Consider the following 18,040-nt stretch of genomic DNA (forward strand, 5'->3'; position numbering starts at 1 on the left):
AGTTAAATGCAGTGGATGAGCTATCTTTTTAGCTAATTTACAAATAAAAATCTGCTTTTTGTTCAATTTGCTATAAAATTCCAGATTTTTTGGCAATTAGCAAAGATTCCTATACCGTACCTCGCAGTTGATTGATGTGCATTTGCATTTTTTCGCGTAATGTTTGCGCTTGTTGATAAACTATTGCTCGTTCTTTGTTTTCACCATCAATAATATTTTGCTCTACAGGTTGAATAAAGTAACGCAGACGCGTTTTCATTGCCCAAACACCCATTGAAGGAAATAGTAGCAATAGCAGCATTAAAGGTGATAAAGGCAAAAAGGGTAATTTGAATAGGCTTTGTAATTTTTTGAGATTCCTTGTCCAAGGATGCAAAGATTCGTTGCCGATGCAAATAACTGGGACAATGGGAACTTGATAGCGATCGCTCAACTGCATAAAACTCACATCAAATTTTTCCAGTTGATAGCGTCTGTGCCAACCTTTCTGCGGCCCGCGTAAACCTTCAGGTGCGTACAAAACAATTTTACGCTGCTGTATAGCCCCTTCAAAATCATTTAACTTGGCGCGCACACCACCTAAAACTCTTGACCATCCAGGCGGTAACCACCAAATTACCCAAGGATGTTCAAATAATGATAGTCCTGCTAAAGGTTGTACTGTCCATCCTTTTTCCTGGCTTAATAAATAAGCCAAAGTGATAAAATCCCAAGGAAAAGACATACCTGCATGATTCATTGCCACAATTAACGGCTCTGTTGCTGGCAAATTCTCTATTTGTTGTAATTCCCCTTGAAAATAATATTTAACAATGGGAGCTAGAATTTCGTCACGAAAAGCTTGTTGATATTTTGGTTCAAATTCACCAATTTCTTTACGGGGTGCCCGAAAACCAAGACGCAGCCAACGACTCAGCATTGCTAAATAAAATCCACCAGGCAGTAAAAATAATAAATATTCCCACCAATTCCAACCATCTGGATCGGCATGATAGTGCTGCCAGTGGCGATTAAATAAAATCAACCAACCTGGGGGATACCATAAACAAAACCAGTCAAACCAACTAAATTTATAGCTCTCTAATGATGGTGTTTGTGCATCAATATTGAGGATGTTTTCAAAGCCTTGATTGCTCACAGCTTTTATGTAGATGATTTAAATAAATGTCTAACTTAACATATATATAATTTTAGCTATTTATATTTTTGATTTGCATCCCGCCCGAGGGGGATGAGGGAGATGAGGAAAAAATAACTAATGACAAACACCAATTACCAATTACCAATGCCCCATGCCCAATTCCCGACAATTACTTGTAATCTGAGAAAAGATATATATATCTGAAGCTAGATTGCGCGGTTACAATCACGCGCACTCAGGCTCAATCTAGGAAATGAGAGGGGAATTTTCACGTCGAATCCACTCATCCACTAATCTAAAAATCAAAATTGATATGGCTCCTTTACCAGACTACCGTCCTAAACAATTGTCCGTAGGCCCTTTAGAAGCAGAAATCTTGCAGATCATCTGGGAACTGGGTTCAGCTACAGTGAAGGATGTACACGATCGCATTCTCTCTGACCCCAACCGGGAGTTAGCTTATACCTCTGTAACTACCGTTCTCCGTCGCCTGACTGATAAAGGTTGGCTAGCTTGCGACAAAAAAGGAAAGGCATTTTATTGGCGACCGTTGCTGACAAAGCAGCAAGCTGAGATGATTAAAGCCCATGAACAATTACAGCGATTTTTGGCAGTGGGTAATCCTGATGTTATTGCTGCTTTTGCCGATAGTCTCGATGAAGCCAGCAGCAATCAAATAGAAGCGATCGCAAAACGCATTCAAGCCGCACGTCAAGCCAGGGAGGGGAAATGATACATTTAATCATGATTTTGACTGCTTTGGCAGTTGCTTGGTGGTTAAGATGCTCATGGAATCAACCCCAAGGTAATTGGAGTTTACGGTGGAGGCGATCGCTATTTTTATTCCTCTTCCCGCCTTTACTACTATTTATGACTGCGATCGCTGTGCTATGCATGGGGCCACAAGGCAAAATGGGCGGAATGTATACAGGTTGGGGCAGTTATATCTTAGCGTTTAGCTATCTTGCAATTTTTAGCGTTTTATGCATTAAACACGCTTACCAAGGATGGCAGTCTGTAAAATCTGCCCGTAATTATCCTTTAGTACCTTTCGGTGACAGAAACCTCCGACTGCTCAACACAGGGGCACTCTTCGCAGGTCAAATTGGTTTTTGGCACCCCGAATTAGTTGTGAGCGAAGGATTACTGCAAACACTCTCACCAGAGCATTTAGAAACAGTCTTGGCACATGAACAAGGGCATTACCATTACCGAGACACCTTCTGGTTTTTCTGGCTGGGTTGGATACGTTCCTGCACCGCTTGGTTGCCTAATACAGAAGCATTGTGGGAAGAACTGTTAGTTTTGCGTGAACTCCGGGCTGATGGTTACGCTGCATCCCAGGTTGACCCCTTGCTGCTAGCAGAATCACTGTTGTTAGTAGTGAGTACCACCCCCGTATTATCGGAAGTATGCTGTGCAGCTTTAGGTTCACCAGGAACAGGCGATCGCTTAGAACAAAGAATTGAAGCACTATTAGCACCACCGGAGCCAATCCCAACAGCGCAATTGTGGGTCTGCCCTAGCTTACTCCTAGCATTTCTACCATTAGTTACTGTAATATTTCATACTTAATACAGATAATGGGTCAAGAGTACCCGAAAACGATATTCGGGTACTTAAAATACAAAGGTGCGGAGAATAACATAACTAACGCAGCCGACAAACTCGCTAAATACCAGCAACTTGAAAAAACCTCAGTAAACTTTTAGCGACTTCCAGAAACTAAATTACCCAATTTTGAGAGCGAAGATAATTATCATAGTTTTCCTCTCTGTTTCTCTGCTTACACAGCTATAAAATATTTATTGATTTGGAAGCCCTTATTCTTCTTCCTAGTCCCCAGTCCCCAACCCCCAATCCTGATACCAAAACTACGAAATCTCAAACCATGCCACTATAGATAAAAGAGCGTCAAATTGAGTAAGCAAGAGGAAGACTAAAGAACGCTGTGCAGATCACATTTTTAGGGACAAGTTCCGGTGTACCCACAAGAGCGCGTAATGTTTCCAGTGTTGCCCTCAGATTACCCCAAAGGGCAGAACTGTGGTTATTCGATTGTGGTGAAGGTACTCAGCATCAGCTTTTGCGGAGTGAACTGAAAATTAGCCAACTATCCCGAATTTTTATTACCCACATGCACGGCGACCACATCTTTGGTTTGATGGGACTGCTTGCTAGTTGTGGTTTGGCTGGAAACGTGCAACGAGTTGATATCTATGGCCCGCCGGGGTTAAATGAATATATCCAAGCATCCTTACGTTACTCCTACACGCACTTTTCTTACCCTGTAAAAGTTCATGCCATCCGTCCAGGGGTAATTTATGAAGATGATGAGTTTACAGTTACCTGTGGGCCTTTGCATCATCGCATTACAAGTTTTGGCTACCGAGTTGCAGAAAAAGACCGCGCTGGACGCTTTGATATTGACAAAGCCAAGGAATTGCAAATTCCTCCAGGACGAGTTTATGGTCAACTCAAGCGCGGTGAAATAGTAACTCTCAACGATGGAAGAGTCATAGATGGTAAAGACCTGTGCGGCCCTACAGAAATCGGACGCAAAATAGCTTATTGTACAGACACAGTTTTTTGTGAAGGTGCAGTGGAATTAGCGCAGGATGCAGATGTGTTAATTCACGAAGCAACTTTTGCTCATCAAGATGCAGACATGGCTTTTCAAAGGTTGCATTCCACCACCACAATGGCAGCACAAACCGCTTTAGCTGCTCAAGCACATCGCCTGATCATGACTCATTTTAGCCCTCGTTATGCACCGGGTAATGTTATAGAGTTGAAAGATTTACTTAAAGAAGCTAGAGCTATTTTCCCCAATACAGATATGGCTCATGATTTCATGATTTATGATGTACCTAGACGACGCGAGTTAGAGTTAACCGAAGCTAACGTATAAGCCTTTATCTAATATTAGAAGTAGGGTGTGTTACGCCGCAGGCTAACGCACCATCAAGATTTACTGCACATTATAACTAAATCCTAACTCAATACTTGTCAGTTAAGGGGAAAAAGGGAAAGAAAAAAACTTTAACCTTTTACTCAAAACTAATTTTGAGTTCAAAACGCTTAACCAAGTAGTATTGAATCCTCAGTAAAACTTTTTCACCTCGCAGAACTGATGAATTAATTTCACCCAATCATCAAAATTATCATTTACCATTAAATTCTTATTGGCATAATCCACCCCTTCAGCACCTATAGTAGTAGCAATTACAGGTAAACCAGCCGCCAGCATTTCCAGTGTCTTCAACTTAATCCCGGCACCCTCAAGTAAAGGCACAATACCTATTTGTACTTGCTCAAAATATGGTGTAGGATCTTCTACAAATCCAGTCACAATAATTTGCTCAGTTGCTAAGGTTAAAACTTTTGCTGAAGGTTTAGCACCAACAATATAAAGTTTAAAATTTGGGTCTTTTTCTAGCAAATAGCGAAAACAACTATCCACAAAATTGAGGATTGCTTGTTCATTTTCTGGTCTATCCATTGCTGCCCAAAAAAGCAGACTTTTATGCTCAATGTTTGCAGGATGACGCTTAATTTGGGAGAAAAATTTATTAATTTTTGGCGGATTAACAAGAATTTTTGTTTCAGCAATAGCAAATAAGGAAGTTAAAATATCACGGTCTTTTTGAGATAAAACCCAGATTTCCTTAGCGGCGGAATATAGATTTTTCTCATATTGGAATAATTTGGCAGCTTCTATACCTAAAATATGGTTCTTTTCAGCTTTGCGTAAAAATGATTGAAAAATTAAATCATGTACACTAATGATAATTTTTGTAGCTGGTGAATTAATCAAAGGCTGCACATATTGCAGATAAACTGCTGCATGAGGATATTCAAAATGCACTACATCATAAGTGTAAGTTTGCAACAATTGCAGCAGTTGTTTTGCTACTATATTTTGCCACCGCGTAGCAAATTTTAAAGGGATATGCAAATGAGTTAAACAACTAATCACTTTATCCCATCTTTTTAAAGGATAAGTATAAAGATGATTACCAACAAGCGAAATTAAGTCAGTAGCAGCAGTAATTTCAGCTTGATTAGCAATCACTACAACATCTACAATTGCGCCAGTATGAATATAGTTTTCTAAATGTCTCAAAGCTATTTTTTGCCCAGCTTGAGGATAGTAATTTGTAGGCGCGTGTGCAGAAATAAATAAAATTCTAGTCATAAATTAACTACCATTTACCATATTCATCGGAAATAGAATTTTTAATAAATCTATTGAGTATTTTTTTGAGCTTTCTAGCCAAAGGTGGTTTTAAAAAATATCGAGCCGGAATTGCAAAAATCTCATTAAAAATCCATGCTAGATAAGCTTGTAAACGTTGCTTGTTGAGAGTACTATCTAAATTAACAGATGCTTTTTGACTAATTATCCAAGACTCTTTAATTAATTTCGCTCTATCCCAAGGTTTAGTTGAAGAACTCATCCCATTCAGTGAATAAGCAGCTAAGGGAATATTGACAAAATGAAACTTGAGTTTGGCTAAATATAAACGTAAAACTAAATCATAATCTGCTGTAATTTTGTATTGCAAATCATATAAACCTACTAAATCGTAGGCTGTCTTTTTAATAAAACAGCTAGGATGGTTTAAAGTAAATCTAATGGGTAATTTATCTAAACTGCCAGGCATAAAGGTAGCAATAAAATTACCAGAGAAATAATTATCTACAGGCGCGTAAATTATATCAATATCTGGATTTTGTAAAAATGCAGACTCTACTATCTTCATAGCCTTGTCGTGATACCAATCATCGGAGTTAATAATGCCAATAATATCGCCTGTCGCTAGACTTACTCCCTTATTCATAGCATCATAAGGGCCATTGTCAGGTTCAGAGACAAATACATCTATAGAATCTGCATATTTTTGCATAAATTCGCAGGTTTTATCTGTAGAACCACCATCAATAATGATATATTCGATTGCTGAGTCACGTTTTTGAGAAATTACGCTTAAAATTGTTTTTTCGATAGTTTTTTCGGAATTAAAACTGGGCGTGATAATAGAAAATTTCAGCGACATTGTGATATATCAATACTCAAGATTGTTGAATAAGATAATTTTATTAGATTTTTGAGTTTCTACTGACATCGCCAAGATACTGATAAATAGTAATGGTGCGACTCCTTGCAGTCCAGTATGCAGAAATAAGCAGAAGAATAGGTAAGAGAAAATATATTTTAAATTTTCTTGAGTACAGTAGCCACTAATAACTTTTAACAAAATGAAGAAATAAAGTACTCCCAAGGGAATACCAGTATATGCAATTACTTCTAAAAATGAGTTATGGATAATCGCGCCTATCGGTCTAAATACAGATTCGTAGTTTTCTCCATAGCCTTTTAAGGCTAAACTTAAATCATTGGTATAAGAATTAATTAAAAACCGATTCGCCTCAAATCTCACTAAATTAGATTTGTCATTAAAAGACAAGAGACGACTGGCACCTGTGTCATAAACAAAGCCAACTTCTACTTGGTTTAAAAAGAACTCTCCTACCAATAAACCAAATAAATTAGCTAAGAGAAAAATCAGAGAAAAATGAATTTTACTAAATATCTTAAATAAAGGCTTTTCTAAAAGAGCTAGTAGAAAAAATATACATAATGTGAGAAAATAATTACGGCTTAGAAAAAAGACTGTAGAGATCAAAGCTAAAATTATTCCTGGTTTAAATTTAATTTTGACACATAGATAGAAAAACAAGAGCATGAATAAGCCAGAAACATTAGGGTCGCCATTGCTTAAAGCAACTCTTTGGCTATTATCAAACTCTAAACGCCTATAGCTTAACATTTGGTAAATCATCGATGCTAGAGAAACCCAAGATAAACCTACTAAATAGCTTCTTTTGATAGGAATATAAGGGCTACCACTAAAGCAAATTGCAGTGAGGCAGATAGGTAAACTATATCGAAATAGCTGATAGCTAGAAAAATTGAAGATAGTTACTACTAAAACCAAACAGACAACGATAATATCACCAATGAGTAACTTACTTTTGTAATAACCTAGTTGTAAAATTAGAATAATTGTGAGTAGAGGTAAACAAAACCTAGCGTATGGCAGTTTTAGGTCATAGGGAATGAGATATAACACTGCTATGCTGTAAAGAATCAAGATGTAGAAAAAATAATTTGTTTCTCCTTTGGAGATGTTGGTGTTGATATTCAAGGTTTCCTCTTCAGTATTTGAGTTCAACATAGCGGTTCCTAATCTGCTGAGTTAGAAATTTATCTGTGTTTATCCTCCTAGACTTCACGAATTTAGAAATTGCTAATAGCAGTCAGCCCTAAATTCCTGACTCCGAATTTATGAGTATTTCTCTAAACAAATTAGAATAGCGTTGTGCTTGCAAATCTTGGGAAAATTCTTGTTCAGCTTTTTCACGGGCGCGTTGTCTGAGTTTTTGTAAGCGATCGCAATCTGACAATACCCAAACAATACCACGTGCCAAGCTCTCTATCTCCAAGGGTTGCGCTAAGTAGCCATTTTGTTGATGTTCTATCATATCGGACATCCCGCCGATATTAAAAGCGACGCAAGGAGTACCGCAACTAAGAGACTCCATCACCGTATTTGGTAAGTTATCTTGCACAGATGGGGCGATAAATACATCTGCGGCGGCGTAAACTAAGGCTAAGGTAATATCATCGTTGAAACTGCCTAAATCATGGCATTTAAAGCCGATATTTTTGGTGGTATCGGGTGAAGAGGAACCAAAAATTACCAGTTCCATATTGTCTTGATATCCAGCTTGTGCCAAATTTTCTAAGGCTGACAACAACAAATTAAATCCTTTTCTGGGATGATTAGTTGCGGCTGCACCAAATAGCACTAATTGCTTATCTTGGGGTAGATTGAGCCATTCTCGGGCTATATCTCGGTTTAACGGTTTATATCTTTGAATATCTAAACCATTGGGAATCACTTCTACACGAAAGTCCTGCAATAGAGAACTTTTTTTAGCACAATCAGCTAGCCAAATACTTGGTGTGACAATTGTACAATTTTGCGGCTGCCAGGTTTTAGCTTTGCGTTGCCATACCCACCGCGATAAATCCTGCTGTTTGTGACTTTGCAATTGTACACAAGCACCACAAGAGTTGAGGTAGCGATCGCAATCCAAACTATAATAACAGCCACCTGTAAATACAGACATATCATGCAAAGTCCAAACCACAGGTTGAGTAAATCTCGCCACGCTTTCAATTTGCAGATAACCACAAGCCCAATGGATATTAATAATATCAGGAGATAGAGATTTGAGCTTAGGCTGAATTAAGTCAGGAAACCATTGCGGAGAAAAGCTTTCATCATGATTACCTGCATAAAACTTCAGCGGTAAGTTATCTAAAGTCGGCCGCATTTGGTTGAGCCATTTTTCTAGCTTATTTTGATAACTAATCACTGTGCGATCGCTGCTAGTTTTATACTGTACTAGCATTTGCGAATCTATATTAATTTTTCTTAGCCCTTGATGCAAACGATACGCCGCGCGCGCCGCACCACCATTAATATCAAAAGTGCTAAGAATTAAAGATTTCATTGGTATTTTAAAGAAACATATCTAGAGTATTCAAATGAAGAGTTAATATTACAGTTACGTTAGAGTTTTTGAGAGCAGAAAATGTAACTGTCGAAGATGCCATTCTTTTGGTCTAGATAATTAGAAAAATCTACTTTCGTGGTAAATCCAATATTTTCTAATAACTCATAAATATCAATACCAAAAGTTCTATAAGCCAAAATCTTGCCGCGAATTCTGTCCCCGTGATACTCTGGCGGCAGTAAATGAATATCTTCTTTACCAGAAGTATCGACTCTCACAATAGTTGCACAATCAAAGTTACAGGGCACTGTAAAAATATGGTAGCCACCTACTTTTAAAATCCGGTGTATTTCTCGCAAACCTCGTTCATGATTTCTGACGTGCTCAAATACATCTTCGGTAATCACAACATCAAAACTTTCATTATCAAAAGTCAAATTTTCTAAATCTTGACAAAATACCCCTGGACGGATTTCAGTTCCCGGTTTAACTTCGGGAGAGAAAGTAGAACAAATATATGAATTTTGATGATGTAATATTTGATAGAATGCATCATCAACATCAGTATTATAAATAGTTAATGACTGGTTTTTAGCAACATCAGCTATTGCCTTGCTTGTTGGCAATACTTCATTAATCAATATTTTAGCAACGTGCCTTTTTCGTGAAGAACTACGGCAAAAAGGGCAGTACATATTATTACGAACACTGAAAACATCAATGCAGAGAAAAACTGTTGGACTACCACATATATTACATTTCCCAAATCTGTGGTTGCCTAAGTTTTGCATCACTTTTGCAACTGCATTGATAAATTTCATGTTGCTACCCCTAGTTATTGGGCTACGGTAGAAAGCATATTTTACGCTATTGGCCTGATGACGATTTTCACGTTGAGGGCATTACCCAACTTTAGATGCTTCTCCATTTATTGAGAATGTTAGCACAGAGACTGTTCAGCAAATTCCTCATCTTTTAATTAGTAGATAAACTGCATTGCCTAATAATTATTCAGTAACATTTTTTACATTTTAATTATTTTACTCTAGAGATAGACTAACTTATTTATACAATTAAATCCATGAAAATACGGTATTAGTCAAGCATGATTTCGGGAGTATCGATATTGATGCTTCTAATAGCAATTCAACATTTTGCTACAACAATATTGATGTAAAATACAATACATAAAATATTATAATTTCAGAAGTTTTGCCATTTTTTTCTCGTATAATTACGACAGAAATAGTATAAAATCATCATGCAATCTACTTTGATAAGTACTAAATTAGTGAGAGAACGATCAAAATTACCAGGAATAGTTTACTGTAGAAATACTATAATTCTCGTATCAATATTCCCAGTTGGTTGAAATTATACTCTCCATGAGTAAAATTATCTGTATGTTGCATAACTGCTTGACAAAATTGAATACATATAATTTTTTATAAAATTTCAATTAGCTATATAACCATTTAGTGATAAATAAGTAACCAAATCTAGTTTCGCAATTAGATGCTAATTTATCTGTAAAAACTTTTCCAATTTAGCTTGAGGAGGAATGAAAAAAGATAACCAATTTTGGATAGGAATTGTCAATTTATTTAGGTGTTGATGGCGATGTAATCGTCTTCACACACATAAAGGTGTTTATGGGAGTGTGTAGCTCATGACAGTTATCAACGAGCTTTCTTTTATCATTGTTTCTTGGAACTCGTCTCAGACATTAAGAGGTTCAATAGAGTCATGCCTGTCCACTATTAAAAAGTATTATGCAAATACAGGCAAAATAGTAGTTTATGACAATGCTTCTGTTGATAATTGTCCGCAAATCCTCGATGAATTTAGTAGTAAATATCCCAACACTTTTATTGGCATCAAAGGCCAGCAAAACTTAGGTTTCGCCAAAGGTAATAATAGAGCAGTTGAAGCTTCCCCCAGTAAAATCTATGTCTTGGTGAATCCAGATGTGACATTTAAGCCAGAGGTAATTACCCAATTAGCTGGAACTTTAAACGCAGCCAAAGATATTGCGATCGTTTGTCCACAGCTAGTGTATTTAGACCGTTCTGTGCAACCATCAATTCGCAGATTTCCTACCTTTACCTATTTATTTCTCAAGCAATTATTGGGCGAAACTCTGCAAAGTATCTTACATCCGTTTGATTATTATTATTCTCAGATGCCTCATCCACAAAAACCAGTTGAAATTAACTGGGCAATAGGGGCATTTATGATGGTATCGGGAGAGTATATTGCCAAATATGGTTTATTCGATGAACGTTTTTTCTTATATTTTGAAGATGTCAGTTTATGTTTAGATGCTTGGCAAAACGGGTATCGAGTTTTATTCCAACCTGAAGCATCTGCATTACATCTTTATCAACGTTCTAGTACTAGTTCTCTATTTAACTATCTGAGGGTTGTACATATAATTTCAGCCCTCAAATTTTTTGCCAAATATAACCATTATCAAAAAAGATGGAAATTGGTTATTTGGTTATTAAATATCAATGCCAAAATCAAGAATTATTTCAGGTTATTCATTGCAGTATTGACTCAAAGGTTGCAAAAAAAAGATTTTATATGTTAGGTAAACTAAGGTCAACAGGGGTGATTGTTGAGTTGTCAACAATAAATTCTAGTCCCTAGCCCCGCAACCAACAATAATTTATGCATGAGCTATCGAAATTATTTCAGAAAATGCTCGTAAAAACAAAATTTTGGCAGGAACATTATCTGATTCTCCAGTTATTTCAGCCTTTGCGGTTAACTGCTGCGATCGCAGTTCTATTCACTTTACTAGGAGCAGTACTTGAGGCTACTGGAATCGGTTTAGTAGCAGTTTTATTACAAGGTTTAACTAATGCTAACCAGCCACCTTTACAATCGGGAATTGGATGGTTTGATGTCTGGTTTTTGGGAACCCAGGCTAGTGCATCGGAGCGTATCTATCGAATATCTGGCTTAATTTTAGTTAATGTTTGGTTGCGGGGTGGATTCAGCTACGTGGGGCGTTATTACGCAAAATTTTGTGAAGTAAATTTAATAGATAGTTTACGAAAAAAAATATTTGAGCAGTTTCAAAGTCTGAGCTTAAGTTACTATACAGAAAAGCGATCGGGAGAACTTTTTCAGACATTTTCTACTGAAGTTAGTGAAATTAGCTATGCCTTTAATGAAGTAATTAATTTTGTTAGCAAAAGCTGCATAATTTTGGCATATACTCTCGCCATGTTTATGATTTCATGGCAACTAACCTTAGCTACAGTCTTGTTATTTAGTTTACTAGCAGCAGGAGCCGCAAATTTAATTAAGCGAGTGCGTGCAGCTAGCGTAGAAATGACTGCGGCTGGTAGTGAGTTAGCATCCACAGCAGTGGAATTTGTTAGTGGGGTGCGAACTGTACAAGCATTTTGGACTCAAGATTTTGAACGCAGACGCTTTGATCGAGTAGCGGGAAAAGTTACGAAAGCCTGGATGAAAACAACCTCAATTAGTGCGATGGTACAACCATTAGTTGAGGCATTGGCGACCACAATTTTAATCGCCATGATTTTAGTAGCAGTCACGACACTTGTAGCTACTGGGAAACTCCATGTTGTATTGTTACTAGCTTTTTTATTTGCCCTGTTTCGACTGTTACCAATTATTGCTCACATGAACAGTTCTTGGGGGATAATTGCTACTTATTATGGGTCATTGCGAAGTGTCAACGAGCTGTTAAGAACTGATAACAAGACTTATCAGGAAGATGGCGAACTAGAGTTTGCTGGTTTAAAGCAAGCGATCGCATTTAACGGCGTAGATTTTAGCTATGACGATCGCAAGTTAGTTTTAGAAGATATCACGCTGACCATTAAACGCAATCAGATGTTGGCATTGGTGGGAGCTTCTGGTTCTGGAAAAACCACCCTAGCCGACTTACTGATGCGCTTTTACGACCCTACTAGAGGCAAGATTTTAATAGATGGCATCGACTTGCGGCAATTTCGCCTACAATCACTGCGATCGCGCATGGCGGTAGTCAGCCAAGATACTTTTATTTTCAATACCACCGTCAAAAATAATATCGCCTATGGCTTAGAAGCGGTAGACGAGGCAGAAATTGAAGAAGTAGCTAGACAAGCCAATGCCCTAGAATTTATTTTAGATTTACCCCAAGGCTTTCAAACTAAACTAGGCGATCGCGGAGTTCGCTTATCAGGGGGACAACGTCAACGAATTGCGATCGCCCGCGCCCTCCTACGCAACCCCGAAATTTTGATTCTTGATGAAGCTACCAGTTCCCTAGACTCTGTTTCGGAACGCTTAATCCAGGATTCTTTAGAAAAGCTAGCAGTGGGTAGAACAGTGATTGCGATCGCTCATCGATTATCTACTATTTTTCGAGCCGACAAAATAGTTGTCCTCGAACAAGGTCATATTATCGAACAGGGTGGATACCAAGAACTTTTGCAACAGCGTGGCAAATTCTGGCAATACCATCAAATGCAATATGAATTAGGTGTAAGAGATTAGGTACTAAAAATTAGGAATAGTATTTTCATTTGACAAATGACAAATGTCAAATGACCAATAACCAACACCAAATGCCAGTAAACTTATGAATACTGCTGTTGCCTTAATTATCTTTAATAAACCAGATACTACCGCCCAAGTTTTTGAGGTAATTCGGCAGATTAAACCTCTCAAGCTATTAGTAATTGCGGATGGCCCTCGTCAGCACCATCCTGAAGATATAGAAAATTGTGCTGCTGCTAGAAAAATTATTGAACGCATTGATTGGGATTGTGAATTACTTCAGAAAATATCTGATATTAATTTGGGATGTAAAGAATCTATCTCCACAGGTTTAGACTGGGTTTTTCAGCAAGTAGAAACAGCAATTATTCTGGAGGATGATTGTTTACCTCATCCTACTTTTTTTCCATATTGTGAAGAGTTATTAGATAAATATCGTCATGACCAACGCATTATGACGATTTCTGGAAACAATTTTCAGTTTGGTCGCCGACGTACTGAAAATAGCTATTACTTTTCTCGCTATCCACTAATTTGGGGTTGGGCAACTTGGCGACGTGCATGGCAAAAATACGACCGAGGAATGCAACATTGGGTAGAAGTTAGAGATAATAATTGGCTGCAAGATATACTCAATGATGCCACTGCAGTAAAATACTGGAATCGACTTTTTGAAAAGTGTTACAAAGGCAATATTGATTCCTGGGCTTTTCGTTGGACTCTCACTTCTTGGCTACAAAATGCTTTAACTATTTTGCCAAATGTCAACTTAGTTTCTAATATTGGATTTAGTCGCACAGCCGCAAACACAAGAGATATTTATAGTCCATTTGCTAATCATCCTACTCAAGCAATAGATTTGCCGCTCAAGCATCCAGAATTTATGATTCGTGATGTACAAGCCGATCAATTTACACAGCAAACTCAGTTTCGGACTAGTTTAATATCTAGCCTGAAAAGCCGAATTAAAAAAAAACTCTCAAATTTACTTTAATCTATTAGTCACAATCCCTTACCAAATTTCATCTAATAATTTGCAATTTTAAATTAATAAATAAAAATCATATTATTTTCTTGCTCAGTAATCAATCTAAATGAGGAGGTCAGTTATTTCACAAATCAAATAGCATTGCGATGACAACAGAATTATCAGCATAAGTTATTTATGAATACTGCTGTTGCTTTAACCATCTTTAATCAACCAGAAATTACAGCAAAAGTTTTTGAAGTAATTCGTCAGGTTAAACCGCCAATTTTATTAGTGATTGCTGATGCACCTCGTCCCCAACATCCCGATGATTTCCATAAATGTGCCGCTTGTAAAAAACTGATTGAGCAAGTTGATTGGGATTGTAGAGTACTCACAAATTACTCCGAAGAAAATTTAGGCCCTAAAATACGTATCGCCACTGGCCTGAATTGGGTTTTTCAGCAAGTAGAAGCTGCAATTATTCTAGAACATGATTGTTTACCCCACCCCACATTCTTCAGATTTTGTGAGGAACTATTAGATAAGTATCGTCACGACCAACGCATTATGACGATTTCCGGTAATAATTTTCAGTTTGGTGAACAACGTACTGAATATAGCTATTACTTTTCTCGCTATCCCTTAATTTGGGGTTGGGCTACTTGGCAACGTGCATGGCAAAAGTATGATTTAGAAATGCAGCACTGGGTAGAAGCCAGAGATAGTAACTTACTAGAAAATATACTTGATGATTCTACAGCAGTGAAATATTGGACGAGAATTTTTCAAAGTTATTACCAAGGCAATATAGATACTTGGGATTATCCTTGGACATTTACATCTTGGCTACAAAATGGGTTAACTATTCTGCCAAATGTCAATTTAGTTTCTAATATTGGCTTTAGTCATGAAGCTGCTAACACAAAAGATATTTCCAGCCCTTTTGCAAACTATCCCACACAAGCGATGGAATTTCCGCTCAAACATCCACATTTTATAGTTCGTCATACCAAAGCTGACCAATTTACTCAGCGAACTCAGTTTCATACTAGTCTTTTATTTAGACTGAAAAACAAACTTAAAAAACTGTTTGAAAGAAACTTCCATATATTCGCAAAAGATTAATAAATAGCTCAACATTGAAAAATAAAAAATAGAATATTTGCGATTACGTCGCTTCTCTCCTTGAGAGACGCTGCGCGAACACTGCATTCCTTTCCCTACGGGAAAGCTTTCCGCCTACATAATGACATTTTATGTTTAAAAGTGCTGAGTGCTAAGTAAAAATTATCTTGATACATTTAAGCTGGTTAATTGCTGGCTATTTGTCCACTGAAAATAATTATACTTTGAAATATCAATGTATCAAATTTAGCCTTAAAAATATAGCAATAATTTTAATTTTTATGAGATAGAAATTATTAATTACAATCTTAATACGTACAATTATGGAAAATAATTTCTTTTGTCAATCAGGAATCATTTATCATAAGATTGCGTCTATACTGTCATAAAAATTCCCTTCCAAGAAATTTTCTGGTAATCTTCCTGATTTATTATTTCGAGATTAGAGGACTTTTATAGTGGCTAACACTAGTCTGAATCAAGGACAAATGCTCATTAACTCTCCACAAAACGCGGTTGACATTAAACAACTTACTACAATTCTGTTTCACCGACGTTATCTGATATTGGGTATTTCCTGTGCAGTGATGTCAGTTGCGAGTATCCTTGCTCTCATTGCCAAACCAACTTACCAAAGCTCTATGCAAATACTGGTAAGTTCCAACTTATATGAAGGAGTACGCTCAAGTAATGTTCAGGGAAATCCAGAAAGCGAGTTTACAGATCCCAATTTTCAAGTAGTTGACTATACAGCCCAACTGAAACTAATGATGAGTACTAAGCTCATCCAAAAAGCTGTAGCTTTGCTGCGTCCTACTTATCCAGATATTACCTTAGAAGATATTAAAGGCAAAAAAGAAAAAGGGGAAAAATCTCCTTTAGAAGTAGCGCAAATTGAGGGTGGTTCTGGTATTAATAAAATCCCTAGTCAAGTATTTGAAGTAACTTTCAAAGATAAAGATCCAGTTAAAGCCCAAAAAGTTTTACAAGCACTACAAAATGTTTATCAAGATTACAACATAGAACAACAAAACGAGCGATTACACAAAGGACTTTCTTTTGTGAATGCGCGTCTACCAGAAATTAAAAAAGAAGTCAGCCAAGCAGAAAAAAATTTAGAAGCATTTCGTCGGCAGCATAATTTATTAGATCCAGAAGTCCAAAGCAAAATTCTTTTGGAATCTCTAGCTGATATTCAAAAACAGTTAGAAACTACTCGCGCCCAACTTCAAGATAATAGAGCGCGTCAAGCTAACCTAGAGCGAAAAATGGCTGCTTCCTCTCAAAATGCCATTATTTCCTCGCGATTAAGCCAATCTACACGCTACCAAGGGCTACTAAATGAGATTCAAAAGACTGAATTGGCTTTAGCGCAGCAGCGACTACGCTATACAGAGAATTCTCCCGTCATCCAAAATCTGACACAGCAACGTCAAAGTCTACTAGCACTCTTACGCCAAGAGGCGGGAAGATCGGTAGGAGAAAAAGGGCGAAATGTGGCAAATACCCGCCAACCGCTATTAACTCAAGGGCAAATGGTAGGCGTTGATTTGAAGCTAGTAGAAGAGGTGATTCAGGTACAAACTACTTCATTAGGGCTAATTGCCAATGAAAAAAGTTTAGTTGAATCCGAACAAAGGCTACGTTCTGAACTGAGTAAATACCCTGCCCTTATAGCCCAGTACAATCGTCTCTTACCAGAGGTAGAAACAAATCGCAAAACACTTGAGCAACTACTACAAGCACAACAATCTTTAGGGTTGAAAATTGCTCAAGGTGGATTTGATTGGCAAGTTTTAGAAGCACCTGATAAAGGTATGTATATGGGTAGCGGCAGAGTATTTCTCTTAGGTGGAGGAATAATCATTGGGCCGATTTTAGGGATAGTAGCAGCCCTAGTTTGGGAAATGTTTCATGATGTTATCTATTCCGCCAGAGAACTACAAAGGCTGACGAATTTAAGACTATTAGGAACAGTGCCAAGGCTAGGCGGACGTGCAAGAAAACGGTTAGCAAAACTACCTGGAAATAAGCAAGATAGAGCAATTCCCTTAGTATTAGAAAGTAATCCCAAATTGCCATATCATGAGAATTTAGATATGGTTTATCAAAACATTCAAATAGCAAGATATCCTCAGCTTTTTCAATCGCTGATGTTAACTTCAACACTAGCAGGTGAAGGGAAAACAACTTTGTCTTTAGGGCTGGCTGTGAGTGCTGCTCATATGCATCGTCGGGTATTATTAATTGATGCTAACTTGCATCATCCTAGCTTGCACAATATTTTAGAACTGCCTAATGATTGGGGTTTATCTCTGTTGTTAGAGGAAGAAGCGAATACCCCAGTTGCAGATTATATTCAACCAATTCATCCTGATATTGATGTTTTGACTGCTGGCCCCACACCAGAAGATACAGTTAAGCTACTCAGTTCAGACCGGATGAAAGAGTTAATAGAATTGTTTGAGCAAACTTACGATTTAGTTTTAATAGATGCTCCAGCTATTTTAGACAATGTCGATGCCAGAATTGTTGCATCTGTATGCAGTGGAATTGTTTTAGTAGGACGTATTGGTCAAATTACCCAAAGCGAACTCATTCAAGCTAGAGAAATTTTGAGTAGGTTGAATTTGATTGGCATTATTGCTAATGATGTGAAGGATTCGCCAAGGGTTTAGGGATTGGGTAAT

The 18,040-nt window shown here is 37.4% G+C and carries 14 protein-coding genes; 8 read left to right on the forward strand and 6 right to left on the reverse strand.

All coding sequences use genetic code 11. From position 1 onward, the window contains the following. Positions 1 to 109: 109 nt before the first annotated feature. Complete coding sequence (locus AACU25_RS33035; RefSeq protein WP_096582951.1) at positions 110 to 1,138, reverse strand: 1-acyl-sn-glycerol-3-phosphate acyltransferase; 1,029 nt, start codon at positions 1,136 to 1,138, stop codon at positions 110 to 112. A 316-nt stretch (positions 1,139 to 1,454) separates the two neighbouring features. Here AACU25_RS33035 and AACU25_RS33040 point away from each other — a divergent pair, with 316 nt between their 5' ends. The 3 genes from AACU25_RS33040 to AACU25_RS33050 all read left to right on the forward strand — a co-directional run bounded on the left by AACU25_RS33040 (position 1,455) and on the right by AACU25_RS33050 (position 4,052). Continuing rightward, positions 1,455 to 1,874 carry a BlaI/MecI/CopY family transcriptional regulator gene (locus tag AACU25_RS33040; protein ID WP_096582953.1) on the forward strand — a complete coding sequence of 140 codons (420 nt, stop codon included), beginning with the start codon at positions 1,455 to 1,457 and terminating at the stop codon, positions 1,872 to 1,874. Continuing rightward, positions 1,874 to 2,716: a M48 family metalloprotease gene (locus tag AACU25_RS33045; RefSeq protein WP_096584385.1), complete on the forward strand. Its 843-nt coding sequence runs from the start codon at positions 1,874 to 1,876 to the stop codon at positions 2,714 to 2,716. Before AACU25_RS33040 ends, AACU25_RS33045 begins: the two co-directional genes overlap by 1 nt. A gap of 376 nt (positions 2,717 to 3,092) precedes the next feature. After that, positions 3,093 to 4,052, forward strand: coding sequence for a ribonuclease Z (locus AACU25_RS33050; RefSeq protein ID WP_096582955.1), 960 nt, complete (start codon positions 3,093 to 3,095; stop codon positions 4,050 to 4,052). 192 nt (positions 4,053 to 4,244) lie between these two features. On the opposite strand, the gene AACU25_RS33055 is transcribed toward AACU25_RS33050, so the two are convergent. From AACU25_RS33055 to AACU25_RS33075, 5 genes are all read right to left on the reverse strand, one after another. Continuing rightward, positions 4,245 to 5,339 carry a glycosyltransferase family 4 protein gene (locus tag AACU25_RS33055; RefSeq protein ID WP_096582957.1) on the reverse strand — a complete coding sequence of 365 codons (1,095 nt, stop codon included), beginning with the start codon at positions 5,337 to 5,339 and terminating at the stop codon, positions 4,245 to 4,247. 7 nt (positions 5,340 to 5,346) lie between these two features. Continuing rightward, the gene (locus AACU25_RS33060) at positions 5,347 to 6,201 is read right to left on the reverse strand and encodes a glycosyltransferase family 2 protein (protein WP_321206614.1); all 855 of its coding nucleotides are present in this window, start codon (positions 6,199 to 6,201) and stop codon (positions 5,347 to 5,349) included. Positions 6,202 to 6,210: 9 nt separating this feature from the next. Next, entirely contained in the window at positions 6,211 to 7,383 is a 1,173-nt protein-coding gene (locus AACU25_RS33065; protein WP_096582959.1) for a hypothetical protein, read from the reverse strand. An 88-nt stretch (positions 7,384 to 7,471) separates the two neighbouring features. Continuing rightward, complete coding sequence (locus AACU25_RS33070; protein ID WP_096582961.1) at positions 7,472 to 8,728, reverse strand: glycosyltransferase family 4 protein; 1,257 nt, start codon at positions 8,726 to 8,728, stop codon at positions 7,472 to 7,474. A gap of 59 nt (positions 8,729 to 8,787) precedes the next feature. Beyond that, positions 8,788 to 9,552 (reverse strand): class I SAM-dependent methyltransferase, encoded by a 765-nt coding sequence (locus AACU25_RS33075; RefSeq protein WP_096582963.1) that lies wholly within the window; start codon positions 9,550 to 9,552, stop codon positions 8,788 to 8,790. An 848-nt stretch (positions 9,553 to 10,400) separates the two neighbouring features. Here AACU25_RS33075 and AACU25_RS33080 point away from each other — a divergent pair. The 5 genes from AACU25_RS33080 (at position 10,401) to AACU25_RS33100 (ending at position 18,028) form a co-directional block, all read left to right on the forward strand. Beyond that, positions 10,401 to 11,324, forward strand: a complete 924-nt coding sequence (locus tag AACU25_RS33080; protein WP_096582965.1) for a glycosyltransferase — start codon at positions 10,401 to 10,403, stop codon at positions 11,322 to 11,324. A gap of 80 nt (positions 11,325 to 11,404) precedes the next feature. Beyond that, positions 11,405 to 13,252 carry a heterocyst formation ABC transporter subunit HepA gene (gene hepA / locus AACU25_RS33085; RefSeq protein WP_096582967.1) on the forward strand — a complete coding sequence of 616 codons (1,848 nt, stop codon included), beginning with the start codon at positions 11,405 to 11,407 and terminating at the stop codon, positions 13,250 to 13,252. 85 nt (positions 13,253 to 13,337) lie between these two features. Beyond that, positions 13,338 to 14,249 (forward strand): hemolytic protein HlpA-like protein, encoded by a 912-nt coding sequence (locus tag AACU25_RS33090; protein ID WP_096582969.1) that lies wholly within the window; start codon positions 13,338 to 13,340, stop codon positions 14,247 to 14,249. A gap of 171 nt (positions 14,250 to 14,420) precedes the next feature. Beyond that, positions 14,421 to 15,350: a hemolytic protein HlpA-like protein gene (locus tag AACU25_RS33095; RefSeq protein WP_096582971.1), complete on the forward strand. Its 930-nt coding sequence runs from the start codon at positions 14,421 to 14,423 to the stop codon at positions 15,348 to 15,350. A gap of 458 nt (positions 15,351 to 15,808) precedes the next feature. Beyond that, positions 15,809 to 18,028 carry a GumC family protein gene (locus tag AACU25_RS33100; protein ID WP_190445667.1) on the forward strand — a complete coding sequence of 740 codons (2,220 nt, stop codon included), beginning with the start codon at positions 15,809 to 15,811 and terminating at the stop codon, positions 18,026 to 18,028. The last annotated feature ends 12 nt before the right edge of the window (positions 18,029 to 18,040 follow it).

This window comes from Tolypothrix tenuis PCC 7101, from assembly GCF_963874875.1.
Taxonomy (GTDB): domain Bacteria; phylum Cyanobacteriota; class Cyanobacteriia; order Cyanobacteriales; family Nostocaceae; genus Aulosira; species Aulosira tenue.

Excerpts from the sequence above, each read along its gene's own strand:
- AACU25_RS33040 (WP_096582953.1), top strand. The coding sequence starts at position 1,455 with ATGGCTCCTTTACCAGACTACCGTCCTAAACAATTGTCCGTAGGCCCT.
- AACU25_RS33055 (WP_096582957.1), bottom strand. The coding sequence starts at position 5,339 with ATGACTAGAATTTTATTTATTTCTGCACACGCGCCTACAAATTACTAT.
- AACU25_RS33060 (WP_321206614.1), bottom strand. The coding sequence starts at position 6,201 with ATGTCGCTGAAATTTTCTATTATCACGCCCAGTTTTAATTCCGAAAAA.
- AACU25_RS33065 (WP_096582959.1), bottom strand. The coding sequence starts at position 7,383 with ATGTTGAACTCAAATACTGAAGAGGAAACCTTGAATATCAACACCAAC.
- AACU25_RS33070 (WP_096582961.1), bottom strand. The coding sequence starts at position 8,728 with ATGAAATCTTTAATTCTTAGCACTTTTGATATTAATGGTGGTGCGGCG.
- AACU25_RS33075 (WP_096582963.1), bottom strand. The coding sequence starts at position 9,552 with ATGAAATTTATCAATGCAGTTGCAAAAGTGATGCAAAACTTAGGCAAC.
- AACU25_RS33080 (WP_096582965.1), top strand. The coding sequence starts at position 10,401 with ATGACAGTTATCAACGAGCTTTCTTTTATCATTGTTTCTTGGAACTCG.
- hepA (WP_096582967.1), top strand. The coding sequence starts at position 11,405 with ATGCATGAGCTATCGAAATTATTTCAGAAAATGCTCGTAAAAACAAAA.
- AACU25_RS33090 (WP_096582969.1), top strand. The coding sequence starts at position 13,338 with ATGAATACTGCTGTTGCCTTAATTATCTTTAATAAACCAGATACTACC.
- AACU25_RS33095 (WP_096582971.1), top strand. The coding sequence starts at position 14,421 with ATGAATACTGCTGTTGCTTTAACCATCTTTAATCAACCAGAAATTACA.